This window comes from Marinococcus sp. LNSP9103-4, from assembly GCF_056034345.1.
In genome coordinates this window covers 76,797-94,497 of record NZ_JBQLIA010000011.1, presented here as the reverse complement: position 1 = coordinate 94,497, position 17,701 = coordinate 76,797, and the positions used below count along the sequence as shown (strand labels likewise).

Genomic DNA, 17,701 nt, shown 5'->3' with positions numbered 1-17,701 from the left:
CAGGGGCTTTAAAAGCCCCTGCCGTCTTTTATCGTTTTCTTACCGACTGTGCAGAAAATCAGTGAAAAATTCCACCGCTGTGTCCATCGCTTTTTCAGATGGGCTGATCCGGTTATCGTGCAGCCCGTACGGCGTATCCACCCCGAGCCAGACCATCGTCCCTGGAATGTCCCGGAGAAAGTAGCCAAAGTCTTCTCCAGTCATTGCTTCCCGGCTCTCCACATAGTTGACCCGGTCATGGCTCTTGGCAAACGAAGCCAGATCCGCTGTTTTTGTTTCATCGTTATACACCTGGCAGTAGTTCGCTCCCCAGTCCACCTCTGTTTCACAATGAAAGGAAGCTTCAATTCCTTTTAGCATTCCGGTTATTCTTTCTTTAATCAGCTTCATGTTGTCCATCGAAAAGGTACGGATCGTCCCTTCCACCCGGGCGGATTCTGCAATAATGTTCTGCTTGGTTCCTGCCTCAATCGTACCGATGGTTACAACGGCCGGATCGAGTGGATCAATGTTTCTTGCCACAATTGACTGAAGCTGAGTCACAAAGTGGCTCGCTGCCACTACCATGTCTTCTGTCTGATGGGGACGTGCCGCGTGTCCGCCTTTACCGTGAAGATTGATAAACAATTCGGAGGTGTTGGCAAACAGCACCCCCGGCTTTGTCGCAATCGTGCCAACCGGGTGCTCTGGAGCTATATGCAGGGCATAGATTTCATCCGGCTTCCAGGCCTTGAATTCGCCGGAGCGGAGCATCGGCTCTGCTCCCCCCGGTCCTTCTTCTGCCGGCTGAAAAAGCATCACCACGTTTTGAACCGGGCGTTGCTCCGCAAGGTTCTGCAGTATGCCAAGCGCAATTGCCATGTGCATGTCGTGTCCACAGGCGTGCATCATTCCTTCGTGCTCGGATGGAAACTCCAGACCTGACTGCTCCTGGACTGGCAGGCCGTCCATATCCGTCCGGTAGCCAACTGTTTTTTCCGGGTCAGAGCCTTCAATGCGAACAAGAATACCTGTTTCCCATGTTTTATATGACAGGTGTTCCTGCGGCAGAGCTCGAATCACATCAAGCAGATACTGCTGCGTTTTAACTTCTTGAAACCCCGGCTCCGGAATGCGGTGCAGATCGCGGCGAAATTTCGTTAAGTCAGTAGAATTCATTACTGCACGCTCCTTTCTTTCAGGGCGTTCATTTCTTCTGCAAGGGTTTCAATAAAGGTATCCACTTCAGCTCGTTCAAGGGTCAGCGGCGGCAGAAGGCGGATAATACGCTGCTGTGTAATATTAAACATAAACCCTTTCGCAAGCAGCCTCTCCTGCAGTGTTTTGACGAATGAAGCATCGGCATCCAGCACTACACCAATCATCATGCCGAGCCCCCGGATTTCCTGCACAAATCCTTCGCTTTCTTTTTTCCAGTCTTCGAGACGGGACCACAGGTATTCAGCCCGTTCACGCCCCTTCTCCAATTCCTTTTGATCATACAGGACGTCGAGCACCGCATTTCCCATCGCGGCGCTGAGCGGTGAAGGTCCGAAGGTCGTGCCATGATCGCCCGGGTGAAATACTTCCTGCACATGCTCTCCTGCAATCATTCCTCCAAGCGGCAGACCGCCGCCGATGCCTTTGGCAAATAAAATAACGTCCGGCTTGATATTTGCCCGTTCGTAGGCGAAAAACGTGCCTGTGCGTCCAATTCCGGTCTGAATTTCATCTACGATAAACAGCACGTTGTATTTTTCGCAGAGGGCTTTCGCTTCTTCCATAAAAGAAGGGGAAACCGGCTGAATACCGCCTGATCCTAATATCGGCTCGAATAAAAATGCGGCCGGCTGCTTCGTCTTAAGCACTTCTTCAAGTGCCTCCAGGTTTTCTGCTTCCACTTCATATACAGGGTAGTCTGCTGCAGGAAAATCCTGATAAATTCCGGGCTGGCGCGTCAGCTGAATAACACCCAGCGTCCGTCCGTGGAAGCTTTTTTCGAGCACAGCGATTCCTTTTTTCGGCGTTTCCTGGCTGCTGCCCCATTTATGCACAAGCTTGACTGCTGCTTCAGTGGCTTCCGCTCCGGAATTTGCAAAGAATACCTTCCCCGGGATACTGAGCTCGATCAGCCGTTCCGCCAGGCGGACCGCCGGTTTGTTAATAAACATGTTGGAAATATGCAGAAACTGGTCTGCCTGTTCCTTCAGCTTATCGAGCAAATAGGGGTGCGAATGACCGACAATATTAACGGCCAGGCCGGTAAATAAATCGAGATATTTGTTTTGTTCGTTGTCGTATAAGTAATTGCCTTCCCCTTTTTCCACTACAATCGGAAGACGCTGGTACGTAGACATTATATAGTGCTGGTCTTTTTCAAGCCAGTTCATGCTGTTTGCCCCTTTCGCGTAAATGAAAAAGAAAGGCCCCTTTTGGAACCCGTCCCAAAAGGCAGCCTTTCACCGTTACGTTGTTGCGTTGTTATTTTAAGCGGCGCAGTTCCTGTTTAATTTCTGTTTTTCCTTTTGTCTGCTCGTCAATTTCTTTGATGACGCGTGCAGGAGTACCGGCAACGACCGTATTTGGCGGCACGTCTTCTGTTACTACGGCGCCCGCAGCTACGACTGCCCCTTCACCGACAGTGACCCCTTCAAGGATCACGCAATTGGCGCCAACCACAACGCCGTCTTCGACAACGACCGGCTGTGCGGATGGCGGCTCAATGACGCCGGCAAGGACTGATCCTGCACCGATGTGGCAGTTGTTGCCCACGGTGGCACGTCCACCCATTACAACGTTCATATCAATCATCGTGCCTTCTCCGACAACGGAGCCGATGTTAATGCTTGCACCCATCATGATGACGGCACCTTTACCAATTTCCACCTGGTCGCGGATGATCGCACCCGGCTCAATGCGTGCTTCGATGTCTTTCAGGTCAAGCATCGGGATCGCACTGTTTCTACGATCGTTTTCTACGACAAAATCTTCAATTTTGTCCGCATTCGCTTCGATTCCCTCTTTAATATCTTCCCATTCACCGAACAATACGCCGGTGTTTCCTGTAATAAACCGCTTCGTTTCATTTCCAAATCCGATAGCGTCCAATTCGCCGGTAATATGTACTTTAACCGGAGTGGATTTTTTGCTATCTGAAATGAACTGGATAATTTCGTTTGCGTCCATTTGATTCATGTTTTACATCCTCCTTCAAATTTCTCTTTCCTAGATTATCATATCGCCCTTTGAAAGCAAAATGATAGTGGCATCTTTTTTCTGTTCTTCTGCTATTTTCTTTCTTCTGGGAAAGCCTTACAATGAAAATAATAAAAGGAGGCATACATATGGGTAGAACAGCTGACATTTGTGACGAATACGGAAACGAGGTTTTTGTCGCCAATGAACCGTTTTTATCGCACGGGCCGGTACTTTCCTTCGAAGGTCCGGTGGAAACAGTACGGGTATTTGAGGATAACGTTCTTGTCGAGCAGGCGCTTGGTGACATTCCCGCCGGCAGCGTCCTTGTAGTTGATGGAGGCGGTTCATCCCGGCGCGCGCTCCTCGGGGACAACCTGGCAGAAATTGCTGTTAAACGCGGACTCGCAGGTATTATCGTAAACGGCGCAATCCGCGACAGTGATGAACTGCGCGAAATGAATGTCCGGGTGTTTTCCCGTTTCACCAACCCACGGAAGTCCGTCAAGGAAGGACGCGGTGAACGCTCCGTCCCAGTCGATTTTGCCGACGTCACCTGGACACCCGGGGATTACGTTTATGCGGACAGCGACGGCATTGTGCTTCTCCCTGCCAAAACCTAGCCCGCCTCCACCGGCATTAGACGGCGCACGCTTGTAAGTGTAACTGTTAACAGAAGCAGACCGCCGGCAATGACGCCGATCCAGCCAGCTATGGGCCAAAGAAGTCCAAAATATATACTGCTGAGACTTCCGCCCAGATAATAAGAGGTCAAATAAAGTCCCGAAGCGCTCGCCCGGGCTTTTTTTGCGTTTTTTGTCACCCATGAGCTTGAGGTGGAATGCGCAAAGAAAAAGCCAAAACTCAGTACTGCAAGCGATGCAATAACCACCCACAGCTGAGGTACAAGCGACAGCATCAGACCGCCGGCCATAATGAGGATGCCGGTCTGCATACAGTCTGTCTGTTTAAAGCGCTGCGTTAATTCCCCGGCAAGGCTCGAGCTGAATGTGCCCGCCCCGTATGTTAAAAAGAGCAGACCCAGAACCGCCGTGCTGACGAAAAAAGGGTCCCCGTCCAGGCGATAGGTAATAAAGTTAAACGTGCCGATAAACACGAAGAAATTCAATCCGCCGATGATATAAGCGAGCCGCTGGACTGGATCTTTAAGGTGAAAAAGCGCATTTTTCCACGTATCGCTCCACTCCAGAGGCTTTGGGTTGAAGTTTTTCGAAGCCGGAAGCAGAAAAATCACCAGCAAGGCAAGCAATACGCTTGCTCCGGCCATGAAAAAATATGCCGTCCGCCAGTCAAACCAATCAGCAAGCACGCCGCTCATTACTCTTCCACCCATCCCCCCAAGACTGTTCGCGCTTACGTAAAATCCCATTGCTACTGTCATCGCCCTCGGCGTAAATTCTTCCCCGATATAGGACATAGCCGCAATGGGAATACCGGCAAGCCCCACTGACTGCACCATTCGCAGCAGCAAAAGCAGCCAGAAGGAGCCGGCAAACGGAATAAGGAGCGTAGCTATCGTTCCCCAGATCATCGCATACACGATGATTTTCCTCCTCCCTTTCGCATCGGATATCGCGCTGATAAAAAAGAAGCTTACTCCAAGCATCAGCAGCGACAATGAAATGACAAAGCTCGCTGTCGCTTCGCTTACATTGAATTCTCCTGTAAACAATGGAAGCAGTGGCTGGGGGTAATACATATTGGCAAAAATGAGCAGGGAGGCAAGCCCAAGGGCAATGGAGGCCCGCCAAAACGTTCCAGTATGCCGGTCGATCATAAAGCATTCGTCCTTCCGTCTCATTCGTCGTTGCTGCTTGTATTATACAACCAGTATGTATGATTCGTCCCTTCTTATTTTACCCGTTTTAGCACGTTATATGCTTAGTATTACCCGGGTCTTAGAAAAATGGCTCTTAATACAGCTGAAGACCCGGACGCTTTTTCTGGCGCCGGGTCTTCCTATTAGCTGCGTGTCGTTTTCAGATACGAGCGCGCAATATTTCGTACATTGGGATTCCAGTGGGCCATGCATCCGGCCATTGCCCGTTCCACATGCTCCGCTGCTTCGTCTTCCCAATAGCCATTGCTGTTCTGATGCTCTGCTGCTGCTCCAAGATATTCAGCTGCCACCCTGGCAACTGCTTCTTTTTCTTCTCCATGTACCTTGAGTTCCACCTTGTCTCCAAGTCTGATGCTTGTAAACAAAGACATCATGCCGAGTACGCTTTTACCATTTGCGGAAGTTCTACGCTTTTCAAAAAACACATCTGCTTTAAATGTTTCCAGTTCATGCACAAATGACAATACTTGACTGGCATTCAGTCCACGGGTTAACACGAATGTTTCCACTCGTTCCATCGAATGCATCGGCTCCTTTTTTTCGTACATATTCCTTCTGACAAACATTCTTATTATAACATGTACGTTTCATTTGCCAACCGTGAAGCCCGCTTAATTATTGTCGGACATGTGATAATTTTCTTCAGGCGCTTTTTCAATATAAATAGACTGTGTTGGATAGGCAAACTGAACGCCTTCCTCCTGAAGAATACGAATGATTTCAAGGTTCAGCTCTTCTTTTATTTCTGCCCATTCCAAAAATGCGGTCGTTTTGGTAAAGCAGTAAACCCACAGGTCGAGCGAAGAGCTGCTAAATTCTTTAAACTGCACAAGAATCAGTTCTTTATCAATGTCATCACGGTTATTCAGCATCTCTTCAAGACGCTCCCGCAGCTGCAGCACCTGCTCCCTCGGTGTCTGGTATTCAATGCCAAGCGTCATATCTATTTCCCGCTTACGCATTTCACTCCAGTTCGTAATCGCTTCGTGGGCAAGTGTATTGTTTGGAACGATGACAATCGAGTCAGCGAAGGTACGCACCTTCGTGCTCCGAAATGAAATATCTTCCACGATTCCTTCCACCGTCGGCGTATAAATCCAGTCGCCCCGCTTAAACGGGCGCTCCACTACAATAATTATACCGCCGATAAAGTTAGCCACCATGTCCTGGGCGGCGAGAGCAAAAGCCAGACCGCCAAGGCCGAGACCTGCCACAAAGCCGTTAATGTTAAAGCCCCAGGATGAGAGAATAATGGTGAATGCAAGCGCCACGATAATAATCCGCAGCACCCGGGAAAGAAAAGGCACCAGCATATTATCTTCCTTGCCCTCGAGCCGTTTAATCATCGGGTTAAAGAGCATCGAAGACGTGTTCAGAAGCTTATATGTGCCCCATGCTACGAGCACGATTAAAATTGAACCGTACAGGCGGTTGATAATAGTCATGGAATCCCACGGTATAGGCAGATACAGCAGCGCTAAGTATATGCCGAACACGGCGAAAAACATCCGGATCGGCCGTTCAAATGATACTAAAACATTCGTGAACAGCTGTGATCTCGATTGGTGAGTCATCTTTAAAATGAACCTGAAAATGTATTTAGTAAAAAGCTTCCGAAAAGCAAACACGAGAAGTGCAATCAAAACGGCTACGCCTATATCAATCCAGGGCAGCTCCACAATACGTGTCTGCCATTCCATCCAAAAGTCTGCATATGCCTGCATGAACATCCCTCCACCTTTGTCCCGTTCTCTCTATATTTTAATGCTGCCACCAGACAGTTTACTGCAGGGTTCCTGCTTTTCGCATTTGTGGATATCTTTCAAACCTAAGGTATGGTAGCATATAAGTCGGAAAAAGACATCATCACAAAGGAAGGTTTAGATAGTCGCATGGATTTACTTATTTTACTGCTAATTGGTTTTGCTGTAAATACGCTCATATACCAGCTTGCCCGTTTGATGCAAAAAGTCTCCGGGCGAAGTCTTCCGCTTCTGGGTATCACTTACATTGCTTTTTTCGGAGCGCTGTCGCTCGGCATTTTTAATCAGGGACCGCTCGGGTTCATTCTTTCCAACCTCAGTCTGGGCATGCTTGCTTTCTGCTTATTTCTATTCCTTCAGCAGCGGAAAGAAAAACAGCAAAAGGAAAAGTAATTCATTTTTTATGGATATGTACCGCAAACGATAAAAATTTCTGTTTCTGCCGCAGGTGCTTATACGACTTCAGTATCTCCGGCAGAAACCGGACTTCGGCAAGGCCTTTAAGCTTCACTGTCCAGAGGAAATGGAATGGCAAGCATAAAAACCCCTGCTTTACCTGCTGAAATTGGCCACAGAAGGATTGACACCGTTCTTTTCCTATTGTATATTATTTCTGTCGCTTCATTCCACATCATTTGTTCCGTTAGCTCAGTAGGGAGAGCGCCACCTTGACAGGGTGGAGGTCACTGGTTCGAGCCCAGTACGGGACACCATAAATAATAAACTACAGCAGGAGCCTTTGGCTTCTGTTTTTTTAATTGCATAGCCCGGGCTGTTTATAGTCGCCACTTTCTTTGGTACATCTATTACTTTACCCATTATTTTACAATAATTAGTGCATCTCATAAAATTTATGTATATTCTCGTGCCATCCTTTTGTATCCTCTGCTTTTATTAAACTGTTTCAGGGTATATCATGAGAAACAAATACTGAAAGGAGGAATATGGATGAGTTCATCATCAATAGATAGTTCGAATTTCGTCGAGGTGTATTTTGACCCTTCCGCCATCCCGCTTTTTGAATTGAATGAATTCCAGAGCGAAGGCACCTTCGAAGAGCATTCCAGCTACGTTAAAGCAGTAGTGTCTTCGGAGAACTGCGGTATTGAAGAAGCGGGGATCTACTTCTATCAGGAAAAAGCCAGGAACACCTCCGGAGGCAGCAAGACCATCTTTGTTCCTATGCGTTTTATTCTTACTGTAGTGGAGTATTCCGAATCAAGGGGGCCTATCGGCTATACGGACCCAAATACTCTTTAGCACAGTCAAAGGCAGAAAGCTTCGAGCTTCTGCCTTTTTACCGCAGAACGTATATATGCCGCCCAAGCTGGATAATTTCTTCATTCTCAGGAAAATAAACCCGCTCAAACATCGGATGGAAACCGCTGTCCTGCATGGAGTGTATATCGGCGACCCATCCCCCTTCCCCCGGCCAAACAAGACAATGCAGCATGTGCCCTTCACTACAAATGATTACCTGCACCTGGCGAATATGCCGGTCAATATAAACAACCCCCATGGCGTATACCCCCTTAATGACAATATACCCATTCGAGGCGAATCAAGACTTATTTCCCGATTAATTATTTAATATTTTTTTGAAACAAAAAAAGCGCCGCAGCGGGCGCTTCTTCGTTCTATAATCCCAGTATATCGCCGAATGTATTTTGAAGATGGTTCCGGACGATATCCATATCGAATTCTTTTTCTTCTTCCCGGCTGTACATTCTGCCATTCTGGACGTATATGACATCGAGCTCTTTCGTCGTATCATCTGTACTCTGCGTTACTTCAATGTGACAATTGTCGTCGTCTGTGCGGGTTTCAAAAAGCAATTCACGGTTATCGATGGTCATATAGCTGCGGTGCTTCGAACCATAGCTGCTGAACGAATCATTTTTCACTTCGCCGATCTCTTTGTTCAAATTATTAAAGTACTTGGCAATTTCCCAGTTTACTTCGTTCATAATGTTTGCGTCTTCATTTACTTCCAGGTATTCAACTGCTTTAGCTACGAACTCATCTTCGAAACTCATTGCCATCACCCTCTTCTTTAAAGTAATTCCCCATTCTACAGGTTATACGGCTTCTCCACTACTGCAGCGGAAAAATTATGTAAAAAATATTTATTAAAAAAGAGTTATGTTAACTGCTCATAAAAACAGTTAACATAATTTATTTCACTTCTACTACATACACACCAGCATCAACATATCGGATCAGCATCAACTGTCCATTGCCCACCATCGAATCAATAGTTTTTAACGCAAAAGAACTGTCAATGCTGTTTCTATCTTTTAATATAGCGGCGACATCTTTATTAGTCAGTGGCTTTTCATTGTCCTGAATAATATTTTTTATTGTTTTTGCCCCTCTGGTTTGTAATATAATGTTCACCCCTTTGTTTATCATTAATGTTCTATTTCCGAAAAGTCTGCAGGGTAATCATCAAATTACAACTATTTTTGAATCCACGGGTGCAAAATTACTGGTCGCTCTCATGCAAATGATTTTCTTTTTTCTGTTTGACCTGTAATTTCCCTCTTCGTATTGCTTCCGTTATAACTAAACAGAGCGCTCCGGCCAAAACATGAATGAGTGCCCATACATAGCTCTGCAGTACGAGGCCGACAATAATTCCGAGGCCGATATTCCATATCCCGATAATGAGCCAGAATAGAATAAAATAACTGTTTATTGTTCTTCGTTTCATGTCTGACATCCTTTAATGTTTTTCTACAAATTACCATATTTATGTGTAAAAGTCATTTTTCATGTTTTTGACAGCGTTATCATCCCTATTGCACATCCGTCATGTTACACTATTCTTATCCTGAAAAAAAGAGGTGCTCAGATGAAACAAATGCAGTTAGGCAGCAGTTCTCTTCACGTATCCAATATAGCACTCGGGTGTATGCGCATGAATGAGCTTTCCATCGATGATGCTGAAAAAGTTTTCCGCACTGCTCTTGATGCAGGGGTGAACTTTTTTGATCATGCCGACATTTACGGCGGCGGCGATTCTGAAGACATTTTCGCCAGAGCGGCCGGCATGAACGATGACCTCCGTGAAAAAGTGATTCTTCAGTCCAAAGCCGGCATCCGTGGGAATTCTTTCGATTTTTCCAAGTCCCATATCTTAAAAACCGTCGATGAAAGCCTGAAGCGCCTTCAGACAGATTATCTGGATGTACTGCTTCTTCACCGTCCTGATGCGCTTATGGAGCCCGAAGAAGTCGCGGAAGCGTTCGACAATCTCCAGGCCTCCGGTAAAGTCCGGCATTTTGGTGTCAGCAACCAGCATCCAATGCAGGTTGAGCTTTTAAAGCAGCACGTTAAGCAGGACCTGATTGCTAACCAGCTGCAGTTCGGTTTGATGCACTCCCTCATGATAGACCAGGGATTAAATGTAAATATGAAAAACGATGCCGCAGTGATGCGTGAAGGCGGACTGCTTGAGTACAGTCAGTTGAACAGTATGACTGTTCAGGCCTGGTCTCCTTTTCAGTACGGCATGATGGAAGGCGTTTTTGTCGGCAATGACAAATTTCCAGAAGTAAACAAAAAACTCAGCGAATTGGCCGAGCGCTACGACATTACTGAATCTGCGGTAGCGGCTGCCTGGATTCTGCGTCATCCGGCCCGCATCCAAACCATTGTCGGAACGATGAATCCAGAACGACTGGCAGGTATCGCCAAAGCTTCTGAGATCACTCTGACACGTGAAGAATGGTATGATCTCTATCAGACAGCCGGCAATGAACTCCCATAACAAGAAAGACCCCTTTTCCCTGAATAAAGGAAAAGGGGTCTTTCTTTATGCTTTCGCTGCTTCTGTGCTTTCTTTTTCTTTGTTCTTCCTGACTTTTTTAATATTAAATCGCATTACGATCATAGCTGCCAGGGCGACTACCAGAAGAATATTAAACAGGTAGAACGATAAGACGTAGCTTCCTGTTGCCGAAACGATGCTCGAAACAGCTGTCGGACCAGCAACTCCGGCAAGAGCCCAGGCGGTTAAAAGGAATCCGTGAATGGCTCCGAGCTGTCTCGTACCAAACAGATCACCGATATACGCCGGTAGACAGGCGAAGCCGCCACCGTAACACGTAATAATAATGAATAAGAGAATTGCGAGCAGCACAACGTTAGTCGTTAACGGCAGTAGGAAAAAGGCAACAATCTGAATGAGAAAGAACAGCGTAAACGTGTTCGTTCTTCCAAGATAGTCCGAAAGTGACGCCCAGACAATCCTTCCACCTCCGTTGAAAAAGCCCATTACGCCGACGATGGTAGCTGCTACAGCTGCGCTTGTGCCAGTGATGGACTGAGTCATGTTTGATGCGACTGCAAGCAGCATGATACCCGAAGAAATATTAATAAACATCACGATCCACAGCAGGTAAAAACGCATCGTCCGGAGTGCTTCTTTGGCTGAAAGCTGTGCCAGGTCTCCGCCTTTTTGGTTTGTTTTAAGGTCTTCCTTCTTGTAGCCTTTAGGCATCCAGTCCTTCGGCGGCTTCTTCATATAGCTTGCCCCCGCAAGCATAAGAATGAAGTACGAAGCGCCCAGAATATAAAATGCTCCCGGTATTGATACTGCGTTCATGAGCCATTCAGCTACGGGACTTGTAATCAGCGCCCCGGCGCCAAATCCCATAACTGCCATGCCAGTAGCCATTCCTCTGCGGTCCGGAAACCACATAACTAGCGTAGAAACCGGGGATATGTACCCGATACCAAGACCAATGCCGCCGAGAACACCATAAGAACCAATAAATAATGGCAGACTTTCAAGCTGGACCGCAAGTCCGGCCCCCATTGTCCCGGCACCAAACAGCACGGCTGCAATGGCAGCTGAGATTCTCGGCCCGTATTTTTCCACAAAAAAACCTAGTGAAGCGGCCGACATCCCCAAGAAGAAAATTGCAATGGTGAATGCGAGTGTTACGTCGGAAATGTTCCAGCCAAGTGACTCATTCAGCGGGTTCTGGTACACACTGTACGCATATACTGAACCAATCGATAAATGAATCGCTACAGCTGATAAAGCCATCAACCAACGATTTCGATCTGCTTCCATAATTAGTAAGTCCCCCTTCTGTAATAATACAATCCTCTCATTCCCTCTGAGTGTGCATTCAAACGGTCATTCCCAAAAAAATTGTAAAAATTATTTATTAAGAATTGCTTTAAAATAACGAAAAAAAGCACCCGGATGGATGCTTATACTTCGTCGGCGTACACATTATCCAAACGGACGCTTTTTCCAGTTCTGCTGCTTTCATAAACAGCTTCAATAATCCGGGTGACCCGCAAAGCCTGCTCGGGCTCAACGACGACCTCAGCCTGCCCCAGACATGCCTCTATGAAATTCTTTGCTTGCAGCACGTCTTCACGCTCAGAGTTTGTTAAGTGCGGCTCCGTACTCATCATCGAACCGAATTTTGACTGGTAAAGCTCGAGCGGAAAGACCTGGAGTCCTCCATCCACCCCGGAAATGCTTAATTCTTCTTTATCTTCTTTTATATTCGCTGCCCAGGATGACTCCAGGAGCAGCGTCATACCATTTTCAAACGTAATATAGCCAGTCACATGGTCCTCCACGGAAAAGCTTTCAGCATCGATCGCTCCCCATTCATTAATCTGGCCAGGAGTTTTACTCAGACGGTCGTATGTTCTTCCGTTCACTTCTACCGGCTGTGGGTCATCCAGAAGCCAGAGAGCCAAATCCAGCAGATGACAGCCGTAATCAATCAGACTGCCTCCGCCCTGAAGTTCTTTATTCGTAAACACTCCCCACCCGGGCACCTTCCGTCTTCGCATCGCCTGAAGGCGTACAACCAGCGGGTCACCAATTTCGCCCTCCTGCACCATCTGTCTGGCCGTACGGGACTCCTGCATGTAACGGTAATGATAACCAATCGTTAACACAGCCCCTGAACGCCTGGATGCGTCAATCATGTCCCTGCATTCAGCGGTGGTCATCGCCATCGGTTTTTCACAAAGCACGTGCACTCCTGCTTCCAGGGCCTGCACGGCAAGTTCTGCATGAAATTTGTTTGGTGTACAAATGATGACTGCTTCAACGTGGGCGAGCAACTCTTCTACAGTGCCGTATACAGCCGGAATATCAAATTCTTCCGCAGCCGTTCCTGCTTTACTGAGATCTGTATCAAAAACAGCGGCTACGTGAGCATCTTCAATTTGCTGAAAAGCGGGAAGGTGTCTCCCCCGGGCAATGCCGCCTGCACCAATAATGCCTATCTGAAGCTTTCCCATTAGTCCTTTCCCTCCGTATCTTTACCCGAGATGGCTTCCAGAGGCCTGGCATTACCATAAACAGGTACTGGTGTATTTTTCGGGGCCGACCACCGGACAGCATTTTTAATCACCGTTTGAATGTCTTTGTTGTAGTAGGTTGGATACGTTTCATGTCCTGGACGGAAATAAAATATCTTTCCCCGTCCCCGGGTGAACGTTGCGCCGCTGCGAAATACTTCTCCGCCCTCAAACCAGCTGATAAACACGAGTTCATCCGGTGCGGGAATATCAAAGTGTTCGCCGTACATTTCCTCTTTCGGCATTTCAATATACTCTCCGATCCCTTCAGTAATCGGATGGCCAGGCTCTACGACCCAGAGACGTTCACGCTCGTCTGCTTCCCGCCACTTCAGGTCACAGCCTGTTCCCATCAACATTCGGAATATTTTTGACAGATGGCCCGAGTGAAGCACAATCAGCCCCATCCCGTCCAGCACGCGAGCCTGAATGCGTCTGACAATGACATCCTCTACTTCGTCATGGGCAATATGGCCCCACCATAAAAGCACATCGGTGTCGTTTAACACTTCCTCTGTCAGTCCATGCTCCGGTTCATCGAGTGTTGCTGTGCGTACAACGTCTGCCTCTTCCCCCAGAAAGTCAGCCAATGCACCGTGAATCCCCTTCGGGTACACCTCTTTAACGTCCGGATTCTTGTTTTCGTGCCTGTTTTCGTTCCATACGGTAATGTTCATGCCGTACCTCCTTTAGTCGTTAAACGCTTACTGAATGCGTTACCAAAATCATTTAAATATTTTTAATTCGATTCGGAATCATTAAACCGCTTCCATTTCATAGTAATCCAAAACGTTTCGGATCGCAATCTTCAATTACTTTTTTATTAAAACAGGCAAAAGCCTTTTCGGGCTTTTGCCTGTAAGTCAGGACATTTTTAACGGCGATGTATGGGCATAAATTTTCTTATATGCCTGAAATGATTGTTCATATATCAGTGACTGATCAGGATCCGGATAAAACGTTTCGCTTTCTTTGACAAACGTTTTTTTGCACTCCTCAAGCGTAGCAAACCATCCTGTACCGTAGGCTGCAAGCATTGCGGCCCCCAGTCCCGGCCCCTGTTCGTGAGCGAGCTTGCGCACAGGGCATCCGAAAGCATCCGCCTGCATCTGAAGCCAGAAGGAGCTTTTCGCTCCCCCTCCAATGGACACAAGGGAATCTATCTGAAAGCCCTGCTGAAGGATGATTTCGTGAGACTCCTTTAGAGAATAAGTGATCCCTTCCATCACAGCCCGGACAATATGGCCTCTCGTATGACGGATATCGAGGCCAATAAAGCTGCCCCTGATCCCTGCGTCCATATACGGCGTTCTTTCACCGGTCAAAAACGGGGTGAACAACAATTGATCTGCCCCTGCAGGCACCTGTGATGCCCGTTCAACGAGCTGTTCAATCGTTTCGTCAAAAAACAGGTTGTCCTTTACCCACTGCAGGCTGTTCCCGGCGGACAGAGTGACTCCCATATAATAATACTGGTCCTTTGACGCGTGATTAAAATAATGCAGACGTCCATCCGGAACCGCTTCGCCGTGATCCGGCACCAGAAGCACTCCGGAAGTCCCTATGCTTAAAAGGCCTTCCCCCGGTTCTGTGATTCCGCTTCCTAAGGCACCGCAGGCGTTATCAGCCCCGCCGGCTATAACGTTCACTCCTTCATGCAGTCCCGTCTGTGCTGCCGCCTCCTTCGTCAGGCTACCCGCGCTTTCATGGGACTCAATCAGCGGAGGGCAGAACGAGGCGGAGAGATTAAAGCCTTCCCGCATCGTACGGCTCCAAGTTTTGCTTTTCACATCCAATAGAAGCGTCCCGGCAGCATCGGAGAGTTCCATCTGTATACTGCCTGTCAGCTGGTACCGCACGTAGTCTTTTGGCAGTAGAAAAGATGCTGCTCTGCTCCAGACATCCGGCTCATTTTCCTGCACCCAGAGCATTTTCGGAAGAGTAAAGCCCTCGAGAACTGTATTCTGTGTTGCCTCAATCAGCTCGTTCTCCCCGATCGTGCGGCGAATCGTTTCGCATTGCTCCGACGTTCTTGTGTCATTCCAGAGTATAGCTGGGCGCAGCGGGCGGCCCCTGTCGTCCAGGAGCACCAGGCCGTGCATCTGCCCGGAGAAGCTGAGGCTTTCCACTTCCTCTGCCTTTATTCCTGTCTCCTCGAGCAGTGCCTGAATCGATGCTTTCGTCTGCTCCACCCATTCATCTGGGTTCTGCTCAGAATGCCCTGCTGCCGGCTGCTGGACAGACAGTGATTTTGATACAGAGGCTGTCACATCCCCATTCCGGTTCACAAGCAGGGATTTCACTGCACTCGTTCCTAAATCGACCCCTATTACGTATGTCATGCCAGCACCTCTTTGCTTAAACTTTTACTTTATTGTTAGCGTTTAAAATATACTGATTCAGTTTTGCCTTAATAAGCTCCTGTTTACCCGACTGATGTTCGATCGGCTCCTGGAGTTCAAGTGCATAGGCTTCGAGTTCTTTAAAGTTTGTTTTCCCGGCAAGAATATCGCTTCCCACGCCTTTGTCAAAGCTGCTGTAGCGTTCATCCACGATGTTTTCAAATACACGGTCTTCGATTAGCTGGGAGGCTGCCTTCAACCCATACGCAAAGGTGTCCATTCCCGCAATGTGCGCATGGAACAGATCTTCCGGTTTATGGGATGGACGCCGTACCTTGGCATCAAAGTTTAAGCCGCCTGTACCGAGGCCGTCATTTTTCAGAATTTCGTACATCGCGAGGGTGGCATCGTAAATATCAGTTGGGAACTCGTCGGTGTCCCAGCCGAGCAGCAGGTCACCCTGGTTTGCATCCACCGAGCCGAGAATGCCCATTTCTCTCGCATAGCGGAGCTCGTGTTCAAACGTATGGCCGGCGAGCGTGGCGTGGTTGGATTCGATGTTCATTTTAAAATGGCTGTCGAGATCATATTTTTGCAGGAACGCATAGGCGGTAGCTACATCAAAGTCGTACTGGTGCTTCATCGGCTCACGTGGCTTAGGCTCGATCAGCATCTGTCCTTCAAAGCCTATTTCTTTCGCATAATCCACGGCCATGTGATAAAAACGTGCCAGGTTATCCATTTCGCGCTTCATATCGGTATTGAGCAGGGTCTCGTACCCTTCGCGACCGCCCCAGAATACGTAGTTTTCTGCACCAAGCTCTTTAGCTACCTCAAGCTGCTTCTTTACTTTAGCTGCGGCATAGGCATAAACATCCGCATTGTTTGTCGTCGCTGCCCCATGCATAAACCGGCGGTCCACAAACATATTCGCCGTATTCCAAAGAAGACCGATGCCATGTTCTTTCATATTATCCTTAAGCATCGCAGTAATTGTATCGATATTTTGATACGTTTCTTTTAAGGAATTACCTTCCGGTGCAATATCAATATCATGGAATGCAAACCGGGTAATTCCCAGCTTATTCAGAAGTTCAAAGTTTGCTTCCACCCGTGCTTTTGCGAGATCCATACCGCTGTATTTCTGATAGGAACGCTCCATCGTCGGACCGCCAAACGGATCCTCCCCGCCGAAAGTATGTGTATGCCAGTAGGCTACTGAAAAACGGAGCCATTCATCCATCGATTTCCCCATGACAGTTGCGTCCTTGTCATAGTGCTTAAAAGAAAAGTCATTGGCCGAAGCGGCACCCTCGAAGTTGATAGTTGGTACGTTGTTAAATACAGTCATAATGCATCCTCCTAATTGTTAGTTAAAATCATTACTGTGGTGTATCAGCCTTTAACAGCGCTTGAAGAGATACCCTCCACCACTTTGTTGCTGAAAAACAGAAAAGCCAGTAAAACCGGAATGATACTGATAACAAGTGTTGCCCCGATGGAACCCCAATCTGTCATATACTGCCCGATGAAATTCTGAATACCGACGGTCAGCGTCTTGTATTCATCCGAGCTGATAAATGTATTCACAAACACGAATTCGTTCCAGTTGTAGATCATATTAATGATTACAGTGGTAGACATTACCGGCGTTGTCATCGGCAAAATGATCGTGAAAAACAACCGGTTAATCGAAGAGCCGTCCATCACTGCCGCTTCTTCAATTTCTCTTGGCAGAGTATAATAGAAGCCGAGCAGAATCATAATCGTAATCGGTAGATTGTACGTTGTGTATGTGAGAACAATTGATAATGGGTTATCGATTAAGTTCACGCTGAGAAACATACTGAACAAAGGAATAAGCGCAGAATGAATAGGGATCATCAATCCAACCATAAACAGTCCCAGCACAAATTTATTCAATTTCCAGTTCATGCGTGTAATCGCAAATGTTGCCATACTGGCAAAAAGTACTGTAAGTACAATAGCCAGCCCGGTAATCCACACACTGTTGAAAAAGTACAGCCCTATACCGCCCTGCCAGACGTTCAGGTAATTTCCAAACTGCGGATCATTCGGCAGCGCAAACGGGGAACCTGAAAAGATCTGGGCATTATCTTTAAGAGAAAACAATACCAGCCACAGCAGCGGAAAGATCTGAAAAGCTGCTACCAGTGCCAAACATGTGTATAACAAAATATATCCAATTCGACCCATAA

Annotated in this window: 20 protein-coding genes and 1 tRNA gene; 5 read left to right on the top strand and 16 right to left on the bottom strand. The window is 47.4% G+C overall.

Translation table 11 applies throughout. The features are described 5' to 3' along the window. Positions 1-39 precede the first annotated feature (39 nt). From ACTRXG_RS09560 to dapD, 3 genes are all read right to left on the bottom strand, one after another. Positions 40-1,158 (bottom strand): N-acetyldiaminopimelate deacetylase, encoded by a 1,119-nt coding sequence (locus ACTRXG_RS09560; RefSeq protein ID WP_474284775.1) that lies wholly within the window; start codon positions 1,156-1,158, stop codon positions 40-42. After that, positions 1,158-2,369, bottom strand: a complete 1,212-nt coding sequence (locus tag ACTRXG_RS09555) for an aspartate aminotransferase family protein (RefSeq protein WP_474280295.1) — start codon at positions 2,367-2,369, stop codon at positions 1,158-1,160. The genes ACTRXG_RS09560 and ACTRXG_RS09555 overlap by 1 nt, the downstream gene beginning before the upstream one ends. 91 nt (positions 2,370-2,460) lie before the next feature. Then, on the bottom strand, positions 2,461-3,174 hold the full coding sequence (gene dapD, locus ACTRXG_RS09550) for a 2,3,4,5-tetrahydropyridine-2,6-dicarboxylate N-acetyltransferase (RefSeq protein WP_298784071.1): 714 nt from the start codon (positions 3,172-3,174) through the stop codon (positions 2,461-2,463). Between the two features lie 149 nt (positions 3,175-3,323). Here dapD and rraA point away from each other — a divergent pair, with 149 nt between their 5' ends. Then, positions 3,324-3,797, top strand: a complete 474-nt coding sequence (gene rraA / locus ACTRXG_RS09545) for a ribonuclease E activity regulator RraA (RefSeq protein WP_474284774.1) — start codon at positions 3,324-3,326, stop codon at positions 3,795-3,797. Here rraA and ACTRXG_RS09540 read toward each other — a convergent pair. The 3 genes from ACTRXG_RS09540 to ACTRXG_RS09530 form a co-directional block, all read right to left on the bottom strand. Beyond that, on the bottom strand, positions 3,794-4,996 hold the full coding sequence (locus ACTRXG_RS09540) for an MFS transporter (RefSeq protein WP_474284773.1): 1,203 nt from the start codon (positions 4,994-4,996) through the stop codon (positions 3,794-3,796). The genes rraA and ACTRXG_RS09540 overlap by 4 nt on opposite strands. Positions 4,997-5,157: 161 nt before the next feature. Further along, positions 5,158-5,583, bottom strand: a complete 426-nt coding sequence (locus tag ACTRXG_RS09535) for an HPr family phosphocarrier protein (protein WP_474262600.1) — start codon at positions 5,581-5,583, stop codon at positions 5,158-5,160. Between the two features lie 63 nt (positions 5,584-5,646). Next, positions 5,647-6,759, bottom strand: coding sequence for a mechanosensitive ion channel family protein (locus ACTRXG_RS09530; protein ID WP_474284772.1), 1,113 nt, complete (start codon positions 6,757-6,759; stop codon positions 5,647-5,649). A gap of 168 nt (positions 6,760-6,927) precedes the next feature. On the opposite strand from ACTRXG_RS09530, the gene ACTRXG_RS09525 reads away from it, so the two are divergent. The 3 genes from ACTRXG_RS09525 (at position 6,928) to ACTRXG_RS09515 (ending at position 8,058) form a co-directional block, all read left to right on the top strand. Next, a complete protein-coding gene (locus ACTRXG_RS09525) occupies positions 6,928-7,191 on the top strand; it encodes a hypothetical protein (protein ID WP_474262604.1) in 264 nt (87 codons plus the stop codon). Between the two features lie 244 nt (positions 7,192-7,435). Further along, positions 7,436-7,511: transfer RNA gene (locus tag ACTRXG_RS09520), tRNA-Val, on the top strand. A 235-nt stretch (positions 7,512-7,746) separates the two neighbouring features. Continuing rightward, positions 7,747-8,058: a hypothetical protein gene (locus ACTRXG_RS09515; RefSeq protein WP_474284771.1), complete on the top strand. Its 312-nt coding sequence runs from the start codon at positions 7,747-7,749 to the stop codon at positions 8,056-8,058. 37 nt (positions 8,059-8,095) lie between these two features. On the opposite strand, the gene ACTRXG_RS09510 is transcribed toward ACTRXG_RS09515, so the two are convergent. From ACTRXG_RS09510 to ACTRXG_RS09495, 4 genes are all read right to left on the bottom strand, one after another. After that, positions 8,096-8,317, bottom strand: a complete 222-nt coding sequence (locus ACTRXG_RS09510) for a hypothetical protein (protein ID WP_474284770.1) — start codon at positions 8,315-8,317, stop codon at positions 8,096-8,098. Positions 8,318-8,435: 118 nt separating this feature from the next. After that, positions 8,436-8,834 (bottom strand): DUF3942 family protein, encoded by a 399-nt coding sequence (locus tag ACTRXG_RS09505; protein WP_474262608.1) that lies wholly within the window; start codon positions 8,832-8,834, stop codon positions 8,436-8,438. Between the two features lie 139 nt (positions 8,835-8,973). After that, positions 8,974-9,210, bottom strand: coding sequence for a hypothetical protein (locus ACTRXG_RS09500; RefSeq protein ID WP_091610094.1), 237 nt, complete (start codon positions 9,208-9,210; stop codon positions 8,974-8,976). 73 nt (positions 9,211-9,283) lie between these two features. Further along, complete coding sequence (locus ACTRXG_RS09495) at positions 9,284-9,511, bottom strand: hypothetical protein (RefSeq protein WP_474262610.1); 228 nt, start codon at positions 9,509-9,511, stop codon at positions 9,284-9,286. Positions 9,512-9,652: 141 nt separating this feature from the next. On the opposite strand from ACTRXG_RS09495, the gene ACTRXG_RS09490 reads away from it, so the two are divergent. Continuing rightward, complete coding sequence (locus tag ACTRXG_RS09490; protein WP_474284769.1) at positions 9,653-10,570, top strand: aldo/keto reductase; 918 nt, start codon at positions 9,653-9,655, stop codon at positions 10,568-10,570. A 45-nt stretch (positions 10,571-10,615) separates the two neighbouring features. Here the strand turns inward: ACTRXG_RS09490 and ACTRXG_RS09485 are convergent, their stop codons facing one another. The 6 genes from ACTRXG_RS09485 to ACTRXG_RS09460 form a co-directional block, all read right to left on the bottom strand. Then, complete coding sequence (locus ACTRXG_RS09485; protein ID WP_474284768.1) at positions 10,616-11,881, bottom strand: L-lactate MFS transporter; 1,266 nt, start codon at positions 11,879-11,881, stop codon at positions 10,616-10,618. 143 nt (positions 11,882-12,024) lie between these two features. After that, the gene (locus ACTRXG_RS09480; protein ID WP_474280282.1) at positions 12,025-13,080 is read right to left on the bottom strand and encodes a Gfo/Idh/MocA family protein; all 1,056 of its coding nucleotides are present in this window, start codon (positions 13,078-13,080) and stop codon (positions 12,025-12,027) included. Continuing rightward, positions 13,080-13,817, bottom strand: coding sequence for a ThuA domain-containing protein (locus tag ACTRXG_RS09475; RefSeq protein ID WP_474262618.1), 738 nt, complete (start codon positions 13,815-13,817; stop codon positions 13,080-13,082). Before ACTRXG_RS09475 ends, ACTRXG_RS09480 begins: the two co-directional genes overlap by 1 nt. Before the next feature lie 186 nt (positions 13,818-14,003). Then, positions 14,004-15,482 carry a xylulokinase gene (gene xylB, locus ACTRXG_RS09470; RefSeq protein ID WP_474262620.1) on the bottom strand — a complete coding sequence of 493 codons (1,479 nt, stop codon included), beginning with the start codon at positions 15,480-15,482 and terminating at the stop codon, positions 14,004-14,006. Between the two features lie 16 nt (positions 15,483-15,498). Further along, a complete protein-coding gene (gene xylA, locus ACTRXG_RS09465; RefSeq protein WP_474262622.1) occupies positions 15,499-16,833 on the bottom strand; it encodes a xylose isomerase in 1,335 nt (444 codons plus the stop codon). A gap of 44 nt (positions 16,834-16,877) precedes the next feature. Then, a complete protein-coding gene (locus ACTRXG_RS09460; RefSeq protein ID WP_474262624.1) occupies positions 16,878-17,699 on the bottom strand; it encodes a carbohydrate ABC transporter permease in 822 nt (273 codons plus the stop codon). Positions 17,700-17,701 lie beyond the last annotated feature (2 nt).